20 protein-coding genes are annotated in these 18,718 nt (G+C 71.9%); 5 read left to right on the forward strand and 15 right to left on the reverse strand.

The genetic code is table 11. The features are described 5' to 3' along the window. Positions 1-32 precede the first annotated feature (32 nt). Positions 33-188, reverse strand: coding sequence for a hypothetical protein (locus IEX69_RS09310; protein ID WP_174604511.1), 156 nt, complete (start codon positions 186-188; stop codon positions 33-35). Between the two features lie 422 nt (positions 189-610). On the opposite strand from IEX69_RS09310, the gene purL reads away from it, so the two are divergent. Both purL and IEX69_RS09320 read left to right on the forward strand, forming a co-directional pair. After that, positions 611-2,875 (forward strand): phosphoribosylformylglycinamidine synthase subunit PurL, encoded by a 2,265-nt coding sequence (purL, locus tag IEX69_RS09315; protein WP_229756421.1) that lies wholly within the window; start codon positions 611-613, stop codon positions 2,873-2,875. A gap of 358 nt (positions 2,876-3,233) precedes the next feature. Further along, positions 3,234-3,446 (forward strand): hypothetical protein, encoded by a 213-nt coding sequence (locus IEX69_RS09320; RefSeq protein WP_085020737.1) that lies wholly within the window; start codon positions 3,234-3,236, stop codon positions 3,444-3,446. 340 nt (positions 3,447-3,786) lie between these two features. Here the strand turns inward: IEX69_RS09320 and IEX69_RS09325 are convergent, their stop codons facing one another. Next, a complete protein-coding gene (locus tag IEX69_RS09325) occupies positions 3,787-4,116 on the reverse strand; it encodes a winged helix-turn-helix domain-containing protein (protein ID WP_085020738.1) in 330 nt (109 codons plus the stop codon). Continuing rightward, positions 4,113-4,556: a hypothetical protein gene (locus IEX69_RS09330; RefSeq protein ID WP_157127287.1), complete on the reverse strand. Its 444-nt coding sequence runs from the start codon at positions 4,554-4,556 to the stop codon at positions 4,113-4,115. Before IEX69_RS09330 ends, IEX69_RS09325 begins: the two co-directional genes overlap by 4 nt. Positions 4,557-4,663: 107 nt before the next feature. Here IEX69_RS09330 and IEX69_RS09335 point away from each other — a divergent pair, with 107 nt between their 5' ends. After that, positions 4,664-5,446 (forward strand): siderophore-interacting protein, encoded by a 783-nt coding sequence (locus IEX69_RS09335; protein WP_085020740.1) that lies wholly within the window; start codon positions 4,664-4,666, stop codon positions 5,444-5,446. Between the two features lie 143 nt (positions 5,447-5,589). Here IEX69_RS09335 and IEX69_RS09340 read toward each other — a convergent pair whose 3' ends face one another. The 3 genes from IEX69_RS09340 to IEX69_RS09350 form a co-directional block, all read right to left on the reverse strand. Next, complete coding sequence (locus tag IEX69_RS09340; protein ID WP_085020741.1) at positions 5,590-5,934, reverse strand: chorismate mutase; 345 nt, start codon at positions 5,932-5,934, stop codon at positions 5,590-5,592. Between the two features lie 22 nt (positions 5,935-5,956). Then, positions 5,957-6,940, reverse strand: a complete 984-nt coding sequence (locus IEX69_RS09345) for a DMT family transporter (protein ID WP_268235392.1) — start codon at positions 6,938-6,940, stop codon at positions 5,957-5,959. Positions 6,941-7,664: 724 nt separating this feature from the next. After that, a complete protein-coding gene (locus IEX69_RS09350; RefSeq protein ID WP_085020742.1) occupies positions 7,665-8,306 on the reverse strand; it encodes a GNAT family N-acetyltransferase in 642 nt (213 codons plus the stop codon). Positions 8,307-8,402: 96 nt separating this feature from the next. On the opposite strand from IEX69_RS09350, the gene IEX69_RS09355 reads away from it, so the two are divergent. Further along, complete coding sequence (locus IEX69_RS09355) at positions 8,403-9,011, forward strand: maleylpyruvate isomerase family mycothiol-dependent enzyme (RefSeq protein ID WP_217348631.1); 609 nt, start codon at positions 8,403-8,405, stop codon at positions 9,009-9,011. A gap of 106 nt (positions 9,012-9,117) precedes the next feature. Here IEX69_RS09355 and IEX69_RS09360 read toward each other — a convergent pair whose 3' ends face one another. Further along, the gene (locus IEX69_RS09360) at positions 9,118-9,477 is read right to left on the reverse strand and encodes a UBP-type zinc finger domain-containing protein (protein WP_085020743.1); all 360 of its coding nucleotides are present in this window, start codon (positions 9,475-9,477) and stop codon (positions 9,118-9,120) included. 89 nt (positions 9,478-9,566) lie between these two features. Between IEX69_RS09360 and IEX69_RS09365 the strand changes: the two genes are divergently transcribed. Next, complete coding sequence (locus tag IEX69_RS09365) at positions 9,567-11,249, forward strand: FAD-dependent oxidoreductase (protein WP_085020744.1); 1,683 nt, start codon at positions 9,567-9,569, stop codon at positions 11,247-11,249. A gap of 6 nt (positions 11,250-11,255) precedes the next feature. Here IEX69_RS09365 and IEX69_RS09370 read toward each other — a convergent pair whose 3' ends face one another. The 8 genes from IEX69_RS09370 to IEX69_RS09405 all read right to left on the reverse strand — a co-directional run bounded on the left by IEX69_RS09370 (position 11,256) and on the right by IEX69_RS09405 (position 18,700). After that, positions 11,256-12,011 (reverse strand): GntR family transcriptional regulator, encoded by a 756-nt coding sequence (locus tag IEX69_RS09370; protein ID WP_085020745.1) that lies wholly within the window; start codon positions 12,009-12,011, stop codon positions 11,256-11,258. Positions 12,012-12,087: 76 nt separating this feature from the next. After that, positions 12,088-12,798, reverse strand: coding sequence for a deoxyribose-phosphate aldolase (gene deoC, locus IEX69_RS09375; protein WP_085020746.1), 711 nt, complete (start codon positions 12,796-12,798; stop codon positions 12,088-12,090). Between the two features lie 65 nt (positions 12,799-12,863). Continuing rightward, the gene (gene rbsD / locus IEX69_RS09380; RefSeq protein WP_085020747.1) at positions 12,864-13,319 is read right to left on the reverse strand and encodes a D-ribose pyranase; all 456 of its coding nucleotides are present in this window, start codon (positions 13,317-13,319) and stop codon (positions 12,864-12,866) included. Positions 13,320-13,348: 29 nt separating this feature from the next. After that, positions 13,349-14,950 carry a sugar ABC transporter ATP-binding protein gene (locus IEX69_RS09385; protein WP_085020748.1) on the reverse strand — a complete coding sequence of 534 codons (1,602 nt, stop codon included), beginning with the start codon at positions 14,948-14,950 and terminating at the stop codon, positions 13,349-13,351. After that, positions 14,950-15,984 carry a sugar ABC transporter substrate-binding protein gene (locus tag IEX69_RS09390; protein ID WP_085021582.1) on the reverse strand — a complete coding sequence of 345 codons (1,035 nt, stop codon included), beginning with the start codon at positions 15,982-15,984 and terminating at the stop codon, positions 14,950-14,952. The genes IEX69_RS09385 and IEX69_RS09390 overlap by 1 nt, the downstream gene beginning before the upstream one ends. A gap of 50 nt (positions 15,985-16,034) precedes the next feature. After that, the gene (locus tag IEX69_RS09395; protein WP_085020749.1) at positions 16,035-17,036 is read right to left on the reverse strand and encodes an ABC transporter permease; all 1,002 of its coding nucleotides are present in this window, start codon (positions 17,034-17,036) and stop codon (positions 16,035-16,037) included. Then, positions 17,033-18,085, reverse strand: a complete 1,053-nt coding sequence (locus tag IEX69_RS09400; protein ID WP_085020750.1) for a ribokinase — start codon at positions 18,083-18,085, stop codon at positions 17,033-17,035. Before IEX69_RS09400 ends, IEX69_RS09395 begins: the two co-directional genes overlap by 4 nt. A gap of 297 nt (positions 18,086-18,382) precedes the next feature. After that, positions 18,383-18,700: a thioredoxin gene (locus IEX69_RS09405; protein ID WP_229756293.1), complete on the reverse strand. Its 318-nt coding sequence runs from the start codon at positions 18,698-18,700 to the stop codon at positions 18,383-18,385. Positions 18,701-18,718: the final 18 nt, after the last annotated feature.

Genomic DNA, 18,718 nt, shown 5'->3' on the forward strand with positions numbered 1-18,718 from the left:
GAGCCGCCGGTCCTGCGGGCTGCGGGCTGCGCTCAGCGGGCGTAGAAGTACGGCACCGGCTGGGCACGGTCCTCGGGGGCGAGCGAGTCGTTCGTGGGGCACGCGGCGTAGCCGTCGCGGACGACCAGAAGCACCGCGAAGACGGCCGCCCAGAGGGCCAGGGCCGCGAGGAGGATGAGGAAGAACATGGCGTCCGCCTTTCGTCGGGCCGGAGGCTCTCCCTCCGACGCCCACGACACTCCTCGCTAAGGCCCCCGGCGCTCATCGGGCGTCCGTCCTATCTCGTCCCGCCGCGGCGGCGTCGCCCTGAGCCGTCCTGGCCTCGGCGACGCTGACGCTCGGGCGGCGGCGGTGGACGCCTCACAGGGGCGCATCCCCATTCCTGCACACGGGGCCTCCACGACGCAGCTCTCTACAGTCCGGGCGACCGCGCCGGAGGGCGCGCATCCGCCGGTAGAATCGACGCGCACCGCCCCTCGAACGTCAGGAGCACGGCCGCGTGAGCACCGCCGAGACCCCGAGCGCCCCCTCGACCGACGCGACCCCCGCCGGCGGCACCGCCGGTACCGTCGCCGACCGCACCGCGGTCGCCGACACCGTCGCGAACGCGATCGCCACCCCCGAGCGCGAGCAGCCGTACGGCGCGCTCGGCCTGAAGCCCGACGAGTACGAGCGGATCCGCGAGATCCTCGGGCGCCGACCCACGAGCGGCGAGCTGGCCATGTACTCGGTCATGTGGAGCGAGCACTGCTCCTACAAGTCGTCGAAGGTGTACCTGCGCCAGTTCGGGCAGAAGGTCTCCCCCGCCATGAAGAAGAACCTCATGGTCGGCATGGGCGAGAACGCCGGCGTGGTCGACGTCGGTGAGGGCTGGGCCGTCACGTTCAAGGTCGAGAGCCACAACCATCCGTCGTACATCGAGCCCTTCCAGGGCGCGGCCACCGGCGTCGGCGGCATCGTGCGCGACATCATCTCGATGGGCGCTCGTCCGGTCGCGGTGATGGACCAGCTGCGCTTCGGCTCGATCGAGGAGGCCGACACCGCGCGCGTCGTGCACGGCGTCACCAGCGGCATCTCGTTCTACGGCAACTGCCTCGGCCTGCCGAACATCGGGGGCGAGACGTACTTCGACCCGGTGTACCAGGGCAATCCGCTGGTCAACGCGCTGAGCGTCGGGGTGCTCCGCCACGAGGACCTCCACCTCGCGAACGCCCGCGGCGTCGGCAACAAGGTCGTGCTCTTCGGCGCCCGCACGGGCGGCGACGGCATCGGCGGCGCCTCCATCCTCGCGTCCGACACGTTCTCCGCGGGCGGGCCGACCAAGCGCCCCGCCGTGCAGGTCGGCGACCCGTTCGCCGAGAAGGTGCTCATCGAGTGCTGCCTCGAGCTCTACCGCGACGAGCTGGTGCAGGGCATCCAAGACCTGGGCGCCGCGGGCATCTCGTGCGCCACGTCCGAGCTCGCCTCCAACGGCGACGGCGGCATGTTCATCGAGCTCGACCGGGTGCTCCTCCGCGACCCCACGCTCACGGCCGAGGAGATCCTCATGTCCGAGAGCCAGGAGCGGATGATGGCGGTGGTCGAGCCGTCGAAGCTCGACGCCTTCCTCGCCGTCACCGCGAAGTGGGACGTCGAGACCAGCGTCCTCGGCGAGGTCACCGACACCGGCCGGCTCGTGATCCACTGGCACGGCGAGGAGATCGTCAACGTCGACCCGCGCACCGTCGCGGTCGACGGCCCGGTCTACGAGCGCCCGGTCGAGTATCCGTCGTGGATCGACGAGCTGCAGGCGTCCTCGGCCGCGTCGCTGCCGCGCTCGACCTCGGGCGACGACCTCCGCGACGAGTTCCTCCGGCTCATCGCCTCGCCGAACATGGCGTCGAAGGAGTGGATCACCAACCAGTACGACCGCTACGTCCTCGGCAACACCGCGCTGTCCTACCCCGACGACGGCGGCATGATCCGCGTCGACGAGGAGTCGGGCCTCGGCTTCGCCCTCGCGGCGGACGCGAACGGCCGGTACTGCCAGCTCGACCCGTACCAGGGCGCCCAGCTCGCCCTCGCGGAGGCGTACCGCAACGTCGCCGTGACCGGCGCGCAGCCCGTCGCGGTCTCCGACTGCCTCAACTTCGGCAGCCCGGAGAACCCCGAGGTGATGTGGCAGTTCTCGCAGGCCGTCACCGGCCTGGCCGACGCCTGCCTCGAGATGGAGATCCCCGTCACCGGCGGGAACGTCTCGTTCTACAACCAGACCGGGACCGCCCCCATCCACCCCACCCCCGTGGTCGCGGTGCTGGGCGTGATCGACGACGTCGCCCGCCGCATCCCGTCCGGATGGCAGGACGACGGCGACAACCTCTACCTCCTCGGCGTCACCCGCTCCGAGCTCGACGGGTCGGCGTGGGCCGGCGTCATCCACGACCACCTCGGGGGGCGGCCGCCCGCGGTGTCGCTCTCGTCCGAGGTGGAGCTGGCGGGGCTGCTGCAGGGCGCGGCGCTCGAGGCGCTCGTCGACTCGGCGCACGACCTGTCGGATGGCGGGCTCGCGCAGGCCCTCACCGAATCGGTGCTGCGCTTCGGGATCGGAGCCCGGGTCTGGCTCGACGAGATCATCGATCGCGACGGCGTGTCCGCATCCGACGCCCTCTTCAGCGAGTCGACCGGGCGAGTGCTCGTCGCGGTGCCGCGGGAGGACGACGTGAAGTTCCGCGGACTCTGCGAGGGCCGTGGCTACCCCGTCCTGCGCGTGGGCGTGACGGATGCGGAGAGCGGCTCCCTCGAGGTGCAGGGGCTCTTCACGGTGCCGCTCGACGAGCTCGGCGCCGCCCACCGCGGCACCCTCCCCGCCCACTTCGGCCCCGTCGTCGGCGGCTAGCCCGCCCCCGGCGTCGGCTGCCGCGGGCGGCGGCTGCGCGGGGGGGGCCTGCGTGGGTGGTGGCCTACGTGGGCGGTGGTCGCGGGGCGGTGGTCGCGCGGGCGGTGGCTACCGGTAGCGCCCGACCCCGTGCGTTCGCCCGGTCGCCCCCTCGTTTCGCTGCCAATTTGGCGTTTCGCGGGGTCAGTGGGAACGCGAAACGCCGAACAGGCCGCGAAAGCCGCGGTGGCGGGCACGTGCGCCATGCCCACGCTGTTCCGCCACGTCGATCGGGGTGGCGGAACCACGTGGGGGTGGCGGAACCACGTGGGGGTGGCGGAACCACCTCGGGGTGGCGGAAGTGGGGGAGGATGAGAGCATGAGCGACACCAACGTGCCCGACGACACCTCGCCCGACGACCGCGACTTCGCCGACGACCCCGAGACGCAGCAGCGCCTCAAGGAGGAGAACGACCGCGATCTCGGCGTCGACCCCTTCTTCGCCGGTGCCGACATCACGGAGAGCGACGGTCCCGACCTCGAGGCCGGCGACGACCTCGACACCGGCGCGGGCCTCCCCCGCCGCGACTGAGGCCCACCCCACCCGGCATTTCGCCATGGCGCTGGCCTTTCGCCATACGCATGCAGGTGGCGAAAGGTCAGCAGGGTGGCGGAATCGAGGGAGCACGCCCGTCCGCCGGGGCCCGGGCATCGAGCAGCCGTGGGCGCCGGTGGCGAGGAGCACGCGGGCACGGGTCAGGGTGCCTCGACGAGGAGCCCACGGGCACGGGTCAGGGTGCCTCGACGAGGAGCCCACGGGCACGGGTCCAGGCGCCCTCGACGAGGAGCCCACGGGCACGGGTCCAGGCGCCCGTGACGAGGAGTCGACGGGCCGGGTCACGCGCCGGCGGCGGGCAGTGCGCGGTCGCGGGTCAGGCGCCCTCGACGATGGCGGTGAGCGCCGCGAGGTGGCGGCGGAGCGCGGCGCGGCCGTCGGGAGACACCCGTAGCCACGTGCGCGGACGCTTCCCCACGTAGCCCTTGCGGACCTCGACGTACCCGGCGTCCTCGAGGGCGCTGACCTGCTTGCTGAGCGCGGAGTCGCTCAGCTCGATCAGATCGCGGAGGGCGGCGAACTCCATCTCGTCGACCCGCGAGAGGGCGGCCACGATGCTCAGGCGGATGGGGGCGGTGAGCACCGCATCCGTCGCATGCCTCGGATGCGTGGCACGACCCGTCTCGCGAGAGGGGGCGTCGCTCACCGGTTCCCCCGGATGCTGCCGAGGACCGCGAGCGGGGCGGCCGTGAGCACCGCGAGGGGAACCCAGAGCCAGAGCGACCGCTCGTCGACGAGGAACGACAGCGCCAGCGCGATCGCGAACACCCCCATCGACGAGGCCAGGCCGATCGAGTACCGCCGGATCCAGCCCGCGGGCGTGAGCTTCCGCCCCAGGTTGTAGACCGTGGTCGCGAGCACGATCCCCACGGCGTAGACGCCGACGATGAGCGCAGCCGTCGGGCCGTCGGCCGTCGGGAAGAGGAACACCGAGGCCAGGAGGAACCCGGCCAGAAGCAGGCCGATCGCCACGCTGGTCGCCGCGCCGATCCAGGCTCCGCGGGAGGCGGCGGCGCCTCGGTCGGCCGCGTCCTCGGCCGTGGCGAGCAGCTCGCGGGCGGTGTCGGGGGTCATGTGGTCGGTCATCTCAGCCTCCTCATCGGTGTGTTCCTCGAGCATATAGTTTCCATGATGGAAAGTACAGTCGAAGTGGCGAGCTGATGCACCAGTTGAAGTGAGGGTAGCCTCGCCTCATGGCGTTCAAGGATGCGAAGACCTTCGACACCCGCTGCGTGGTCGAGGTCGCCCGCACGGCCCGGGTGACCCCGTCGATGGTGCGGATCACCGTCGCCGGCGAACAGCTCGGCGCCCTCGAGCACCGCGGCTTCGACCACTGGTTCCGGCTGTTCCTCCCGCGCGACGGGGAGACGAACTTCGACCTCCCCGCGCGCATGGACCTCCGCGGATACATCGGCTACCTGCGCATGCCCAAGGAGACCCGCCCGCCGATGCGCAATTACACGGTGCGCGAGTTCCGGCCGGATGCGCGGGAGCTCGACATCGACTTCGTCGCCCACGGCGACACCGGGCCCGCTTCCCGCTTCGCGCTCTCCGCGCAGGTCGGCGACCGGCTCGCGCTCGTCGACCAGGGCTGCGGATGGGACCCCGTCCCGGCGGACTGGACGCTCCTCGTCGCCGACGAGACGGGCCTGCCCGCCGTCCTCGGCATCCTGCGCGACATGCCGCGGACGGCGGTCGGGCACGCGTTCATCGAGGTACCGCACGCCGACGACGCACAGCCCGCCGACGCTCCCCCGGGGATGAGCCTGAGCTGGGTCGTGCGGTCGGCGGCCGATCGGCCGGGGGCGCGGGTCGTCGAGGCGGTGCAGTCGGCCGCGCTCCCCTCGGGCACGCCGTACGCGTACCTCGTCGGAGAGCAGTCGATCCCCACCACACTGCGCCGCTGGCTCGTGGGCCGCGGTGTGCCGAAGTCGAACATCACGTTCACCGGATACTGGCGCCTCGGCAAGCGCTGACTCGCCCCGCTCGGGCGCCGGGGCGGGGCTGCTCGGCGGAGACGGGTGTCGCTCGAGCACCGATTCTCCCGCACCGCCGCGGCATCCTCGACGCTCCCGCCGAATCGGTGCGCTGGCGGCGGCGCCCCCGCACGGGCATGGGGCTACTCGGAAGAGCCGGTGACCTCCGCGATGCGCTCGTGGTGGTGGATCACCTCGGCGATGATGAAGTTCAGGAACTTCTCCGCGAAGGCCGGGTCGAGGTGCGACTCCTCGGCGAGAGCGCGCAGGCGGGCGATCTGCCGCGCCTCGCGGTCGGGGTCGGCCGGCGGCAGACCGAACTGGGCCTTGAGATAGCCCACGTGCTGCGTGAACTTGAACCGCTCCGCGAGCATGTGGATCACGGCAGCGTCGATGTTGTCGATGCTCTGGCGGATGTTCTCGAGCCGGGTGTGGACATCCGCATCCGTATCGAACACGTTGCGGATCGTCGCGCCCTCGTCAACCATGCGTCGACTCTAGCGGCCCGGCTCAGCCGGGGCTGACAGCCTTCCGTGAACGCGTGAAGCGCCCGAGGCGGAGGCGCCGCTGCGCCAGGAGGATGCCCAGGAACACCAGCAGCGCCCCGAGCGGCTCGTGCCAGCTCAGGCTCTCGCCCAGCACGAGGATGCCGAGGGCGACGCCGACGACGGGCGTGACGTAGGTGACCGTGGACGTGGCCGTCGGACCCCAGTTGTCGAGCACGTTCATGTACCAGACGTAGGCGACACCGGTGCCGAGGATGCCGAGGGCGAGCAGCGACGACACGACGGGCAGCGACAGCTCCACCGGGCCGATCGCGAGGAAGGGAGTGAGCACGAGCATGACCACCGCGCCCATGCCGATCTGCAGGAACGCCGCGGCCAGTCCCTTCACACCGTGCGGAGCGGCGAACCGGCGGATGTAGCCGAACGAGAACCCGTAGCAGACGGCGGACCCGATGCAGGCGAGCTGACCCGCCAGCTCGAGGACGGGAGACCCCTCGGCAGCCGCGGACGGCACGAACCGCCAGGGCCCGATGATCACGATCACTCCGAGGATGCCGACCACCACCCCGGCGATCTGCGCGCGATCGAGCCTCTCGACCCGGAAGGCGAGCGTGACCAGCAGGGCCGTGGTGATGGGGGTCACGGCGTTGTAGATGCTGGCGAGGCCCGACGACACGTACTGCTCGGCCCACGAGAACAGCAGGTAGGGCACGACGCATCCGCTCAGCCCGACCACGACGAAGTGGAGGTACACGATCGGGTTCCGCGGCAGTCGCGTGCGCGTGACGAGGACGATCACCCCGAGCGCGAGCGCGCCCAGCACGACCCGGGACCACGCGACCTGCCCGAACGAGACGCCCTCGAGCGCCACCTTCATGAAGAGGAAGCTGCCACCCCAGAGCAGCCCGAGCAGGACGAACTGGATCGTCACCGACGACCGAGCGGCAGACCGCGGTGCTTCGGGGCGGGGTGGTGCAGGGTGGCTCACCCGGCGACACTACCGTCCGCCGCCGACGCCCAGCCCCGCGGATGCGGACCCCGCCCGACCTTGGCAGTCCCGTACCCGAGATTGGCAGCCGCAGGGCACGTAGCGACGGCGTCACTGACCGACGCACCACCGCCGTGGTCGGACACCGCGGGTTCCGCCCGCTCAGCGTGCGGACACCGCCGTGACGGCCGCCACGACACCCGGAGCGGGCGCAACCCGCGGCACACACCTGCGCCGAGGATGACCGGCCGAGAGAGCGGCGGAGCGAGCCCAGCCCGGCTAGAAGGAGAGAACCGCGGGTTCCGCCCGCCCAGCGTGCGGACACCGCCGTGACGGCGGTGACGCCACCCGCAACGGGCGGAACCCGCGGGCCATACCGGCGCCGGATGCCCGGCCGAGAGAGCGGCGGGGTGAGCCCAGCCCGGCCAGAAGGAGACACCGCGGGTTCCGCCCGCCCAGCGTGCGGACAACGCCCTGACGGCGACGTCGACGCGCGGAGCGGGCGCAACCCGCGGGCCACACCGGCGCCGGATGCCCGGCCGAGAGAGCGGCGGAGCGAGCCCAGCCCGGCCAGAAGGAGACAACCGCGGGTTCCGCCCGCGCAGCGGCCCTACACCGCCGTGACGGCCGCCACGCCACCCGGAGCGGGCGCAACCCGCAGCACGGCCGGCAAAGCGGACCAGCACGGGCCGGCGAGGCCGCCCGGGCGGACGGAGAGGGGCGGCTAGCGCGGCTCGACGACCACGGGGCCGGCGGCGGCCTGCGACGCGACGCGCTCGACCAGGGCCTCGCGCACGGTCGGCCACTCGTCGACGATGATCGAGAACACCGCCGAGTCGCGCCACGAGCCGTCGGCGCGCGGCATGTCGCGGCGCACGATCCCCTCGAAGGTGGCGCCGAGCTTGGCGATCGCCGCGCGCGAGCGGGTGTTCAGCACATCCGCCTGGATCTTGACCCGCCCGAACCCGTGCGCGAAGGCGTGATCGAGCAGCAGCAGCTTGGCCTCGGGGTTCACGACGGTGCCCCAGACGCGCGGGTCGTAGGCCGTCCAGCCGATGTGGGCGTGCTCGAGGCGCTCGTCGAAGTCGCCCAGGGTGGTGGTGCCCACGAGGGTGCCGTCCGAGGGGCCGCCCGAGACGCGGATCGCGAACGGCCGCCCCGCCTCCCACGAGTAGTAGCCCGCGGCCCAGGCGCTGAACCCCTCGAGCGTGTCGCGGTACCCGGCCGCGCCGCCGCCGTAGCCCCCGGCGAACACCTCAGGGCGGGCGATCGCGGCGAAGAGCTCGGGCACATCCGCCTCCGTCATCGGGTCGAGACGGATGCGCGTGCCCTGCAGCGAGGCGGGCTCAGGTCGGCGGGCGGTCATCCCCCCAGTCTGGCATCCGCCCAGCCCCCGCAGCCGACCGGCTCGAGCATCCGGGCGGGTCTTGCGGGGTCGTCGCCCTATGCCACGATGGACCCCATGGGCACCGTCGCCATGTTCTCCCAGTCCGCCTCGGCGTTCCACGCACTCGTGGAACGCATCGACGACGCGCAATGGGAGCAGCCGGCGCTCGGCGTGTGGGACCTCCGCGGCCTCGTCGGGCACACGACCCGCGCCATCCTCACCGTGGAGGGCTACCTCGCCCTGGATGACCCGGGCTTCGAGAGCGTGCCCGACGCCGAGGGCTACTACGGCCGCGTCTACCGCGACCTCGGCTCACCGGACGAGGTCGCGGCGCGGGGCGTCGAGGCCGGCGTGTGGCTGGGCGACGATCCGGCGCAGGCCGTGCACGACGCGATCGGACGCGCGATGGCCGCCATCGACGCCGCTCCCGCCGAGCGGATCGTGTCGATCGGCGGGCTGGGCATCCGCCTGCCCGAGTACCTGCGCACGCGCGTGTTCGAGCTCGTGGTCCACTCGATCGACATCGCGAACGCGATCGGCGTGCCGCACGGGCAGCCGCAGCCGGCGGTCATGGCCACGCTCGAGCTGGCGGCGGGCATCGCGGCCATGCGCGGCCAGGGCGAGGAGCTGCTCATGGCCCTCACGGGCCGCCGCGCCCTCCCCGAGGGCTACTCGGTCGTCTGAGCCCCCGCTGGGCGGGTTCTCGCGGCCTCTGTGACGTTCCGCTGCCCCACTGACCCCGCGAAACGCCACACAGGGCGCGAAACCAGCCGCCCGGGGCGGGCCGGGGCTACTCGCCGCGGTCGGCGGCGAGCAGGCGGCGCCAGTCCTCCGGGAGGCGCTCGGCGGGGCCGGGGGCGGTCTGCGACTCGGGGTGGCTCGTCGCGGGGGCGAGCTCGGGTCCGTCGTAGTACGCGTCGGTGGAGTAGTCCCAGAACCAGTCCTCGCCGGGCTCGAACGACTGGATGATCGGATGCCCGGTCTCGCGCCAGTGCGCGGTCGCGTGCTTCGCGAGGGAGTCGTCGCAGCATCCGACGTGGCCGCACTCGGCGCAGCGGCGGAGGTGCACCCACCAGCCGCCCGCCGCATCGCACTCCACACATCCGTTCCCGCTCGGCGGGACGTCGGTCCGCACTGCCGCATCCGTCATGCGGACGAGCCTAACCGTCGGAGGGGCTGTCGCGGCAGGCCCCGAGTGGGCCACCATCGAGGGAGACCACCCCGATCCCAGGAGGACCCATGGGCGCCGAGCTGCTCGTCCCTGACGGAACCGATCCCGCCGTCGTGCGCGACGCCTTCCCGCGCGTGCCCGACGCCCTGCAGGAGCGGCTCGAGCACTACGGGACGCTGCGCGAGGTCGAGCCGGGCGAGGTGCTCTACCAGGCCGGACATCCGCTGCCCGGGCTGTACGTGGTCGAGACCGGAGCCGTCGAGATCCTCGGCTACAACTCCGACGCGACGGAGGAGACCGTGGTGCTCCGCTACGGCCCGCATCACTTCGTCGGCGAGCTCGCGCTCCTCACCGGGCAGAAGTCGTTCACGACGGCGCGGGTGGCCGAGGCGGGCCGGCTGCGCCTGCTCGACATGGACGAGTTCCGCCGGCTCATGGGCGAGGAGGCCAAGCTCTCCGACTTCCTGCTCCGCACCCTCGTCGCTCGGCGCGAGGTGCTGCGCACCGGCGTGGTGGCGCGCACGATCGAGATCGTCGGCGACCCGCGCTCGCGCTCGTCGCTGGCGCTCCGCACCTACGCAGCGCGGCAGCGCATCCCGCACCTCTGGATCGACTCGGACAGCGACGAGGGATGCGCGCGGCTGGCCGCCGCCGGCATCGGCGTCGACGAGCTGCCCGTGGTGTTCAGCCCGAAGGGCATGTTCCGCCGCACGAACCCCGGCGAGCTCGCGCAGAAGCTGGGTCTGACGTACCGGGGCGGATCGGGCCGGGTCGTCGACCTCGCCGTCGTCGGGGCCGGGCCGGCGGGCATGGCCGCGGCCGTCTACGGCGCCTCGGAGGGGCTCTCGACGATCGTGCTCGACTCGGTGAACGTCGGCGGACAGGCCGCGGCCAGCTCTCGGATCGAGAACTACCTCGGCTTCCCGTCCGGCATCAGCGGCGAGAAGCTCCTCGAGAAGTCGGCGCTGCAGGCCGAGAAGTTCGGCGCCGAGATCTTCACGCCCTGCACGGTGGCGCGCCTCGACACCGAGTCCGGATCGCTGCAGCTCGAGCTCGACGACGGCACCTCGATCGAGCCGCGCGCCGTGATCGTGGCCACCGGCGCCCGCTACCGCGCGCTCCCGCTCGACCGCTGGGACGAGTTCAAGGACTCGAGCATCTACTACGCCGCCACCGAGATGGAGGCGCGCAGCTGCGCATCCAAGCCGCTCGTGGTGGTGGGCGGGGCGAACTCGGCCGGGCAGGCGGCGCTCTTCCTCGCCGGACGCGGATCGCGCGTGACGATCGTCGTGCGCCACGACCTCGGCAAGGACATGTCCGCGTACCTCGCCGACCGCCTGCACGCCGAGCCCGGGATCACGGTGCTGACCCACAGCGAGGTGACAGCCCTCCATGGAACGGATGCGCTGACGGCGGTCACGGTGACGGATGCGTCGGGCGCCGCGTCGGAGATCGACTGCGGCGGGCTGTTCTGCTTCATCGGGGCGTCGCCGTCCTCGTCGTGGCTCGACGGGATCGCGCTCGACGAGAAGGGCTTCGTGCTGACGGATGCGGAGCTGGCGTCGCGGGACGTGCTCGACGACACGTGGACCGGGCTGGGGCGCGATCCGCTGCCGTTCGAGACCAGCGTGCCGGGCGTGTTCGCGGTGGGCGACGTGCGCCGCGGCTCGATGAAGCGCGTCGCCGCCGCCGTGGGCGAGGGTGCGAGCGCCGTGCACTCTGTGCACCGCGCCCTCGGCCGCATGGCCTGAGCAGGGTCAGCGGCGGGAGAGGAGGGAGGTGACCTTCAGGCGTCCGCTGTGGATCCAGACGTCGGAGTACTCGATCGGGCGGCCGTCGGCGAGGTAGGTCACCTGCTGCATGTACTGCACGGGCTCGCCCTCGGCGAGCTGCAGGGCGGCGGCCACCTCGCCGGAGGCGGGCTCGGCGCTGAAGGTGCGCCGGGCGGTGCCGATCTTCAGCCCGTAGCGGCCCTCGAGGGTGCCGAACAGGCTCTGCGAGCCGAAGTCGACGTCGGCGATCCCCGGCGTGAGGTCCATCCGCACGAAGTTGTTGAGGAGGGTCACCGGTTCGCCGCCCGTCGACCGGAGGCGGGCCAGGCGGAGCACCTCGCCGCCGGCGGGCACATCGAGGAGCGCGGCCACCGGCCGCGGCGGGTCGATGACCTCGGTGGCGCGCACGGCGGTGTCGAAGACGATGCCCTGGTTCGAGAAGTCCTCCGACAGCGTGCTCAGCCGCTGCGCGATGGAGGGCTCGAACGTGGTGGAGGCGACGAACGTCCCCCGCCCGCGCACCTGCCGCAGCAGGCCCTCCTCGATCAGGGTGGTGAGCGCCCGGCGCAGCGTGCCGCGACTGACGCCCAGCTCGGCCGCCAGCTCGGGCTCGCTCTTCAGCCGGTAGTGGGCGGGCCACTCCCCCGTCGCGATCCGGTTGCGGAGCGACCCCGAGATCTGCGCGTGGATCGCCACCGGCGCATCACGATCGATGCCCGGTGTGCTGGTGCCGCTGCTCATGATCTCTCCTGATCCCCGCTCCCATCGTCCCCCGTCCGGCGTGCCCGACGCGCATCCGCGCCGGGCACCGCCCGGATCAGTAGCTGACGGTCGACTCGTTCCCGGTGTCGGTGACGATCTGGATGCCCGCGCTCGTCCCCATGAGGACGGCCCCTGCCGCCAGGAGGGAGATGGCCTGAGGATAGCTCTTGATCGAGCCCGAGGCCTTCACCTGGACGCCGGGGCGGGCCCGCTCGACGAGGTAGCGGATGCTGTCCGGGTTCGCGGTCTCGATCGCGCCGCTCGAGGCGTTCTTGAGGAACGCGGCCCCGGCCTCCTGGGCGAGCTCGACCGCGGCCTCCTTCTCGGCCTCCGTCAGGAGCGGCAGCTCGAGCATCACCTTGACGGGGATGCCGCTGGCGCGGACGACGCCGGCGATGTCCTCGCGGAACTCGTCGTACATGCCGCTCTTGAGCCATCCGATCTGCACGCCCATGTCGAGCTGGGTCGCCCCCAGGCGCGCGATCTCGGCGGCCTCGGCCGCCTTGCCCGCGCTCGTCATCACGCCGACGGTCGGGAAGTCGAGGGCGGAGGCGATCCCGATGCCGGTGCCGGCGAGCTCGGAGGCGACGAGCGGCACCCACGAGGCCGGGACCATCGCCGCGTTGAAGCCGTACTCGACGGTCTCCTTCACGTGCGCGATCATCTCGTCGCGGGTGGTGCCCAGCTCGATCTTGGTGTGCTGGATGTACGGGGCGAGCTCCGCGGGCGTCAGGGTGATGTCGCCGGTGGTCGTGATGTCGGTCACTGGTGTTGTTCTCTTTCTCTGGGAGTCTCTGGGAGTTCGGATGGGGGCCGGTCGAGCGGATGCGCTCAGAGCTTGGAGGCGTAGTAGTCGGGCACGACGACGCCCTCGCCGCCGAACCATTTGGGCACGTCGACGCCGCAGATGAGGCCGATGTTGCCCCACGGCTCGAAGGCCCCGGTGCGCACGATGACCTTCGCCTCCCGGGCGACCTCGCTGAGCATCGCGGCGTGGGTGCGGGTGGTGAACTCGGCGTCGGTGAAGGTGCCCTGGAGCCACTCGTCGAGCCTCGGGTTGTTCGACACCACGTCGTCGGCGCGCACGACGCCCTCGACGATGATCTCGTCGGCGATGAGGCCGAGGACGGTGCGGAGGTCGGGGAGGTTCTCGGCGATCGCGAGGTCGATCCGGTGTGCGTCGCGCGGGATCGGGAACCCTGCGTCGACCACGAGGACGAGGTCGGTGTGACCGAGGGTGGCGAGTGCCCCGCTGAGCTGGGCGTTGAGGATGCCGTGGCGCTTCATGCTTGTTCTCCTGGGTGGGTGATGGGCTGTCAGGCCGCGGTCGAGGGGTGGCTGATCGCGCCGGTGGCGGCGGCCATGATCGACTCCTCCGTCGCCCCGGCGGAGTCGACCACGTCGACGACGCGGCCCTCCGACATGACGACGATGCGGTCGGTGATGGTGAGGAGCTCGGGCAGGTCGGACGACGAGCACAGGATCGCCACGCCGCGGTCGGCGAGGGCGAACAGCTGCTCGTAGATCTCGGCCTTCGCCCCCACGTCGACGCCGCGGGTGGGCTCGTCGAGGATGAGGACCCCCGGGTCGATGGCGATCCAGCGGGCGAGCATGGCCTTCTGCTGGTTGCCTCCGGAGAGGTTCGTGATCGGGGTGTCGAGCGTCGCGGTCTTCACGCGCAGCCGTTCCGTGAGCGTGCGGGCCTGGCGATCGAACGCCCCGCGGCGGACGAGGCCGACGCTGGTGAGCGCCTTCACGGTGAGCACCCCCACGTTCTCGGCGACGCTCATCGTGGTGAGCAGGCCCTGCGCCCGCCGCTCCCCGGGGACGAACCCGAGCCGCCGCTCGACGCTCGCGATCGGGTTGCGCTGGCCGTAGGGGGCGCCGAGCACCTCGACGGTGCCGCCCGTCCCCCGGTCGCCGCCGAAGATGTTGTGCAGCAGCTCGACCCGACCGCTGTCGGGCAGGCCGGCCACGCCGAGGATCTCGCCGGGCCGCACCTCGAGGTCGACCCCGAAGTGCCGTCTGCCCGACAGTCCGGTGACCTTGAGGGCCGGAGCGGCCGACTCGGCCTGCGCATCCGACGTGCCCGGTGCATCCGACCCGCGCGGTGCATCCGACCCGGCTGGTGCCGCTGCAGCTGCGGCCGCGCGCTGCTCGGCGCGCGACGTGAACTGGCCGAGCTCGCGCCCCACCATCGCCGCCACCGCCTGGTCGGGCGTGACCTCGGATCGCCGCCAGGAGGCGACGTGCCGGCCGTCGCGGAGCACCTCGATGCGGTCCGCGAGCCGGAACACCTCGGGCATGCGGTGCGAGACGTAGACCATGGTCGTGCCCTTGGCCTTGAGGGTGTCCATGAGCGCGAAGAGGCGGTCCGACTCGGCCGGCGTCAGCATCGCGGTGGGCTCGTCGAGGATGAGCACGCGGCAGTCGCGGGCGATCGAGCGGGCCACCACCACGAGCTGCTGCGTGGCGAGGTCGAGCTGGCGGACCGCCGTCGTCGGGTCGACGTGGAGGTCGAGCTCGGCGAGCAGCTCGGTCGCCCGGGCGAGCATCCTGCGCCGGGAGGGGAAGGCCCGGTTGCCCGGCTCGATCCCCGCGAGGATGTTCTCCGCGACCGATCGGTCCGGCAGCAGCGACAGCTCCTGCGGCACGATCGCGACGCCGTACCTGGTCAGCATCGTGCTGGGGTCGTAGGAGGTGACGGCCTCCCCGAAGACGGTGACGCTTCCTCCGCTCGGCGGCTGCAGGCCGGCGAGGATCTTGAGGAGCGTGGACTTGCCCGCACCGTTCTCTCCGAGCAGGGCGGTCACCTCGCCCTCGGTGATGTCGAAGCTCACGTCCTGGAGCGCCCGGACCGGGCCGAAGCTCCGGCTGAGGTGCTCGATGCGGACGGCGAGCGGAGGAAGCGCGCTCATCAGCCCTCCACCGTGGCTTCGCCGATGTTCTCCAGCGTGATGAACTGGGCGCCCGTGTCGACGCCCTCGATCGGGGTGCCGTCCTTGAGGAAGTCGTACAGCACCTTGACGGCCTGATAGCCCTGCTCCTCGGGGTTCTGGCTGATCGTGAACGAGACGACCCCGTTCTTCACGAAGTCGGCGGTCTGCGGCAGCAGGTCGAAGCCGACCATGGTGATCTTGCCCGTGTTGCCGGACTGCTCGACCCACTTCGCCGCGGCGGTCGTGCTGCAGCAGTCGAGACCCGCGATGGCGACGACGCCGGACTGGCCCGACATGGTCGACTCGACCGTGTTGTAGGCGGCGTTCGGCTCGTTGCCGACGTTCACCGGGCCCACGACCTCGAGAGCGGAGCCCTCCATGCCCGCCTCGAATCCGCTGAACCGGTCGTTCGACCAGCCCGCGCCCGTGTCGAGCGAGAACACGACGACCTTGCCCGTGGCGCCGTCGCCGAGCACCTCGCGCAGCTGCTCCGACTCGGACTGGCCGGACGCCTTGAGGTCCTGACCCACGAAGCCCATCTGCTTCGAGCCCGGGTTGTCGGTGTTGAAGGAGATGATCGGGATGCCCGCGTCGTACGCCTGAGCGATGACCGGCTTGAGGGCGTCGCTCGAGGCGCTCGAGACGGCCAGCGCATCCACCGACTGCTGCTGGATCAGGGTCTGCAGCTCCGAGACCTGCTTCGCGGCGTCGCCACCGGTGGGTCCGATCAGCTGCACGTCGGCGCCGAGCTCCTCACCCGCGCGCTCCATGCCCTTCGAGATCGGCGTCGCGAAGGCCAGCGACGGGTCGTGGTAGCTGAGCTTGATGCGCAGCGGGTCGCCGTTGTCGACGCGCTGCTGGATGTAGTCGGCGAGCTGGAAGCCGCCGTCGGCAGACGACGAGTCGCTGCCGTTGCCGGTCGTGATGGCGCCGCAGCCGCTGAGGGCGAGCGCGGCCGAAGCGACGAGCGCGCCTGTGACGAGCATCCGCTTGGTGAATCGGGTGAGGGACATCATTACTCCTTTGTGGTGTCCGGATGTGATTGCAGGGTGGGTGGGACGAGCTACGCCTTGGTCTTCCGGCGGCGTTGCCAGGTGTCGGCGGCGACAGCGGCGACGATGACCAGACCGGTGACGACGGTCTGCCAGAAGGACGAGATGCCGTTGATGTTGAGGATGTTCTGCAGCAGACCGATGAAGAGGACGCCGATGATGGTGCCCCACATGGTCCCCGAGCCGCCGAACAGCGCGGCGCCGCCGATGATGACCGCGGAGATCACCGTGAGCTCGAGGCCCGTGCCGGTGACGCCCTGGACGTAGGACAGGAAGGACAGCCCGAGCACGCCGGAGATGCCCGCGGTGAGCCCGGAGAGCACGAAGGCGGTGAGCTTCACGCGCTTGACGTTGATGCCCACGAGGCGTGCCGCCTCCTGGTTGCCGCCCACCGCGTAGGTGTTGAAGCCGAGCCGCGAGCGCGACAGGAGCACGATCCCGATCGCGGCGATGACCGCGAAGATGATGAGCTGCATCGGGACGACGCCGAACAGGCGGCCCTGTCCGATGAGCGTGAACTCGGCCACGCCGGGCTGGTCGCTCGAGAGCGAGATCGGGGCGCCGTCGGAGATGAGCAGCGTGATGCCGCGGAAGACGCTCAGGCTGCCGAGGGTGACGATGAAGCTCGGCACGCCCAGCAGGACCACCGCCAGACCGTTCAGGATTCCCGCGGCCACCGCCACGAGGAGACCGATGAGGATCGCGAGCGGCCAGGCCACGCCGGCGGTGATCGCCATGCCCGTCGTGATGGCGGACAGGGCGTAGATCGAGCCGACCGAGAGGTCGATCTCGCCGTTGATGATGACGAACGTGGCGCCGATCGCCATGATCCCGATCTGCGAGATCTGCTGGCCGACCGAGAGCAGGTTGCCGCTCTGCGCGAAGTTCGGCTGCAGTACGACGCCCAGGATGAACAGGAGCACGAGGGCGGCGAAGACGCCGGCCTCGCGGGCGTGCAGCAGCTTCCGGGGGTTGAAGGACGCCGACCGCGTCGGTGCGGTGGTGGTGGTCATGACGGGATTCCCCTCGTGGTGGTCTGGGTGCTCGGGTGCTCGTCCGCGCGCTCGTCGGCGGGGGTCGGGTGCTGGGCGGGGGTGCGCTCGGTCTCCGCGGCTTCGGCGGCTTCGGCGCGGGGCTCGGCGGCTTCTGCGCGGGTCTCGTCGCGGGTAGGGAGCTGGGCGCGGGTGGGGAGGGACGGGATGACGCCTGCGATGGTCACGGCGTGCGCTCCGGCGTGGGCGGCGTAGCGCGCGGCGTCGCCCAGCGACGCACCCTCGGCGAGGGCGACGGCGAGGGCCGCGGTGAACGAGTCGCCCGCCCCCGTGGTGTCGACGACGTGCTCGACCGCGAGCGGCGCGATCTCCTCGACGCCCTCGTCGCTGCAGAGCAGGGCCCCCGCTCCCCCGCGGGTGAGGACGACCGCCCCGCCCGTCCGGGCGCGGAGCTGCTGCACCAGCTCGGCGTCGCCCAGGCCGTGGTCGGCGGGCAGGCCGAGCAGCACCGGAGCCTCGGTCTGGTTCGGGGTGATGACGTCGATCGACGTCCAGACGTCGTCGGGCAGCGGGCGGGCCGGTGCCGGGTTGAGCAGGGTGCGGGTCCCGCGTTCCCGACCGCTCCGGAGCGCCTGCACCACGGCCGACTCGGGGATCTCCATCGACACGACGAGGATGTCCGCCGCCTCGATCTCGTCGGCGAAGTCCGCCACGGACTCCGCACCGAGCTCGTCGAGTGCACCCGGCGCGATCGTGATGCGGTTCTCGCCCGAGGGCTCGACGAGGATGAAGCCGACCATCGTCGGACGGGCGCCCGTGACGACGTGCGTCGCGTCGACGCCCTCCGCTCGCCAGAGCTCGCGCGCTGCGGCGCCGAAGGCGTCGTCTCCCACCGCGGTGAGGAGGGTCACGTCCGCACCGAGTCGTGCGGCGCCGATGGCCTGGTTCGACCCCTTGCCGCCGGGGCCCTCGTCGTACTCACCGCCGGTGAGCGTCTCGCCCGGGCCCGGGGCCTTCGGAACGCGCATCGTGAGGCCGGCACCGTAACTGCCGACGACTGCGATCTTCATCGATCGGGACATCCTTGTCTATGAACAACTGTGTACATGAGCACGTTATGTCCATAGATGTCCATATGTCAAGCGCACCCAGGCGCCCGCGGCCTCGGCGCGCCTCGCCTGGCGCCGTGATCCGCCTCGACACCGAAACGGGCCAGCCCCCTCGAATACGGCCGGACCTCGGCGGATTCGGTGTCGAGGCGACGGCGACATGTCGCCCCGCGGCCATGGCGCGTGCTTCATCACGAAATACGGCGAAGCTCGCCGAATACGGGGCCGCTTCGCCGTATCCCGTGACGAGCGACGGCGTCAGGCGGGGAGGGCGGCCGCGATCGCGGTGAGCAGCTGCGGCACGGTGGGCGCGCCCGACGCGCGGAACAGCTCGGGCGCATCCAGCCCCGCTGGGGCCTCCAGCGCAGCCGCGCCCGGCACGGCCGCCCGGATCACGAGGGTCGGGGTCGAGGTGATCGCGGCCTCCTCGGACTCGGCGGGGGCGTCGGCGACGTTCACCTCGCGCCACGCGACGCGGTCGCCCAGCAGCTCCTCCGCACGGGCGACGGCGACCCGCGCCGCGGTGCACGCACCGCAGAAGCTCGACGTGTAGAGCGTCACGCTCAGCTCGGCCACCGGACCACCTCCTCCGCA

The sequence above is a fragment of the Cnuibacter physcomitrellae genome (genome assembly GCF_014640535.1).
In the GTDB taxonomy this organism is placed as follows: domain Bacteria; phylum Actinomycetota; class Actinomycetes; order Actinomycetales; family Microbacteriaceae; genus Cnuibacter; species Cnuibacter physcomitrellae.

Coding starts and splice junctions, on each gene's coding strand:
- IEX69_RS09310 (WP_174604511.1), bottom strand. CDS start 188: ATGTTCTTCCTCATCCTCCTCGCGGCCCTGGCCCTCTGGGCGGCCGTC.
- IEX69_RS09320 (WP_085020737.1), top strand. CDS start 3,234: ATGAGCGACACCAACGTGCCCGACGACACCTCGCCCGACGACCGCGAC.
- IEX69_RS09330 (WP_157127287.1), bottom strand. CDS start 4,556: ATGACCGACCACATGACCCCCGACACCGCCCGCGAGCTGCTCGCCACG.
- IEX69_RS09335 (WP_085020740.1), top strand. CDS start 4,664: ATGGCGTTCAAGGATGCGAAGACCTTCGACACCCGCTGCGTGGTCGAG.
- IEX69_RS09340 (WP_085020741.1), bottom strand. CDS start 5,934: ATGGTTGACGAGGGCGCGACGATCCGCAACGTGTTCGATACGGATGCG.
- IEX69_RS09350 (WP_085020742.1), bottom strand. CDS start 8,306: ATGACCGCCCGCCGACCTGAGCCCGCCTCGCTGCAGGGCACGCGCATC.
- IEX69_RS09355 (WP_217348631.1), top strand. CDS start 8,403: ATGGGCACCGTCGCCATGTTCTCCCAGTCCGCCTCGGCGTTCCACGCA.
- IEX69_RS09360 (WP_085020743.1), bottom strand. CDS start 9,477: ATGACGGATGCGGCAGTGCGGACCGACGTCCCGCCGAGCGGGAACGGA.
- IEX69_RS09365 (WP_085020744.1), top strand. CDS start 9,567: ATGGGCGCCGAGCTGCTCGTCCCTGACGGAACCGATCCCGCCGTCGTG.
- IEX69_RS09370 (WP_085020745.1), bottom strand. CDS start 12,011: ATGAGCAGCGGCACCAGCACACCGGGCATCGATCGTGATGCGCCGGTG.
- rbsD (WP_085020747.1), bottom strand. CDS start 13,319: ATGAAGCGCCACGGCATCCTCAACGCCCAGCTCAGCGGGGCACTCGCC.
- IEX69_RS09385 (WP_085020748.1), bottom strand. CDS start 14,950: ATGAGCGCGCTTCCTCCGCTCGCCGTCCGCATCGAGCACCTCAGCCGG.
- IEX69_RS09390 (WP_085021582.1), bottom strand. CDS start 15,984: ATGTCCCTCACCCGATTCACCAAGCGGATGCTCGTCACAGGCGCGCTC.
- IEX69_RS09395 (WP_085020749.1), bottom strand. CDS start 17,036: ATGACCACCACCACCGCACCGACGCGGTCGGCGTCCTTCAACCCCCGG.
- IEX69_RS09400 (WP_085020750.1), bottom strand. CDS start 18,085: ATGAAGATCGCAGTCGTCGGCAGTTACGGTGCCGGCCTCACGATGCGC.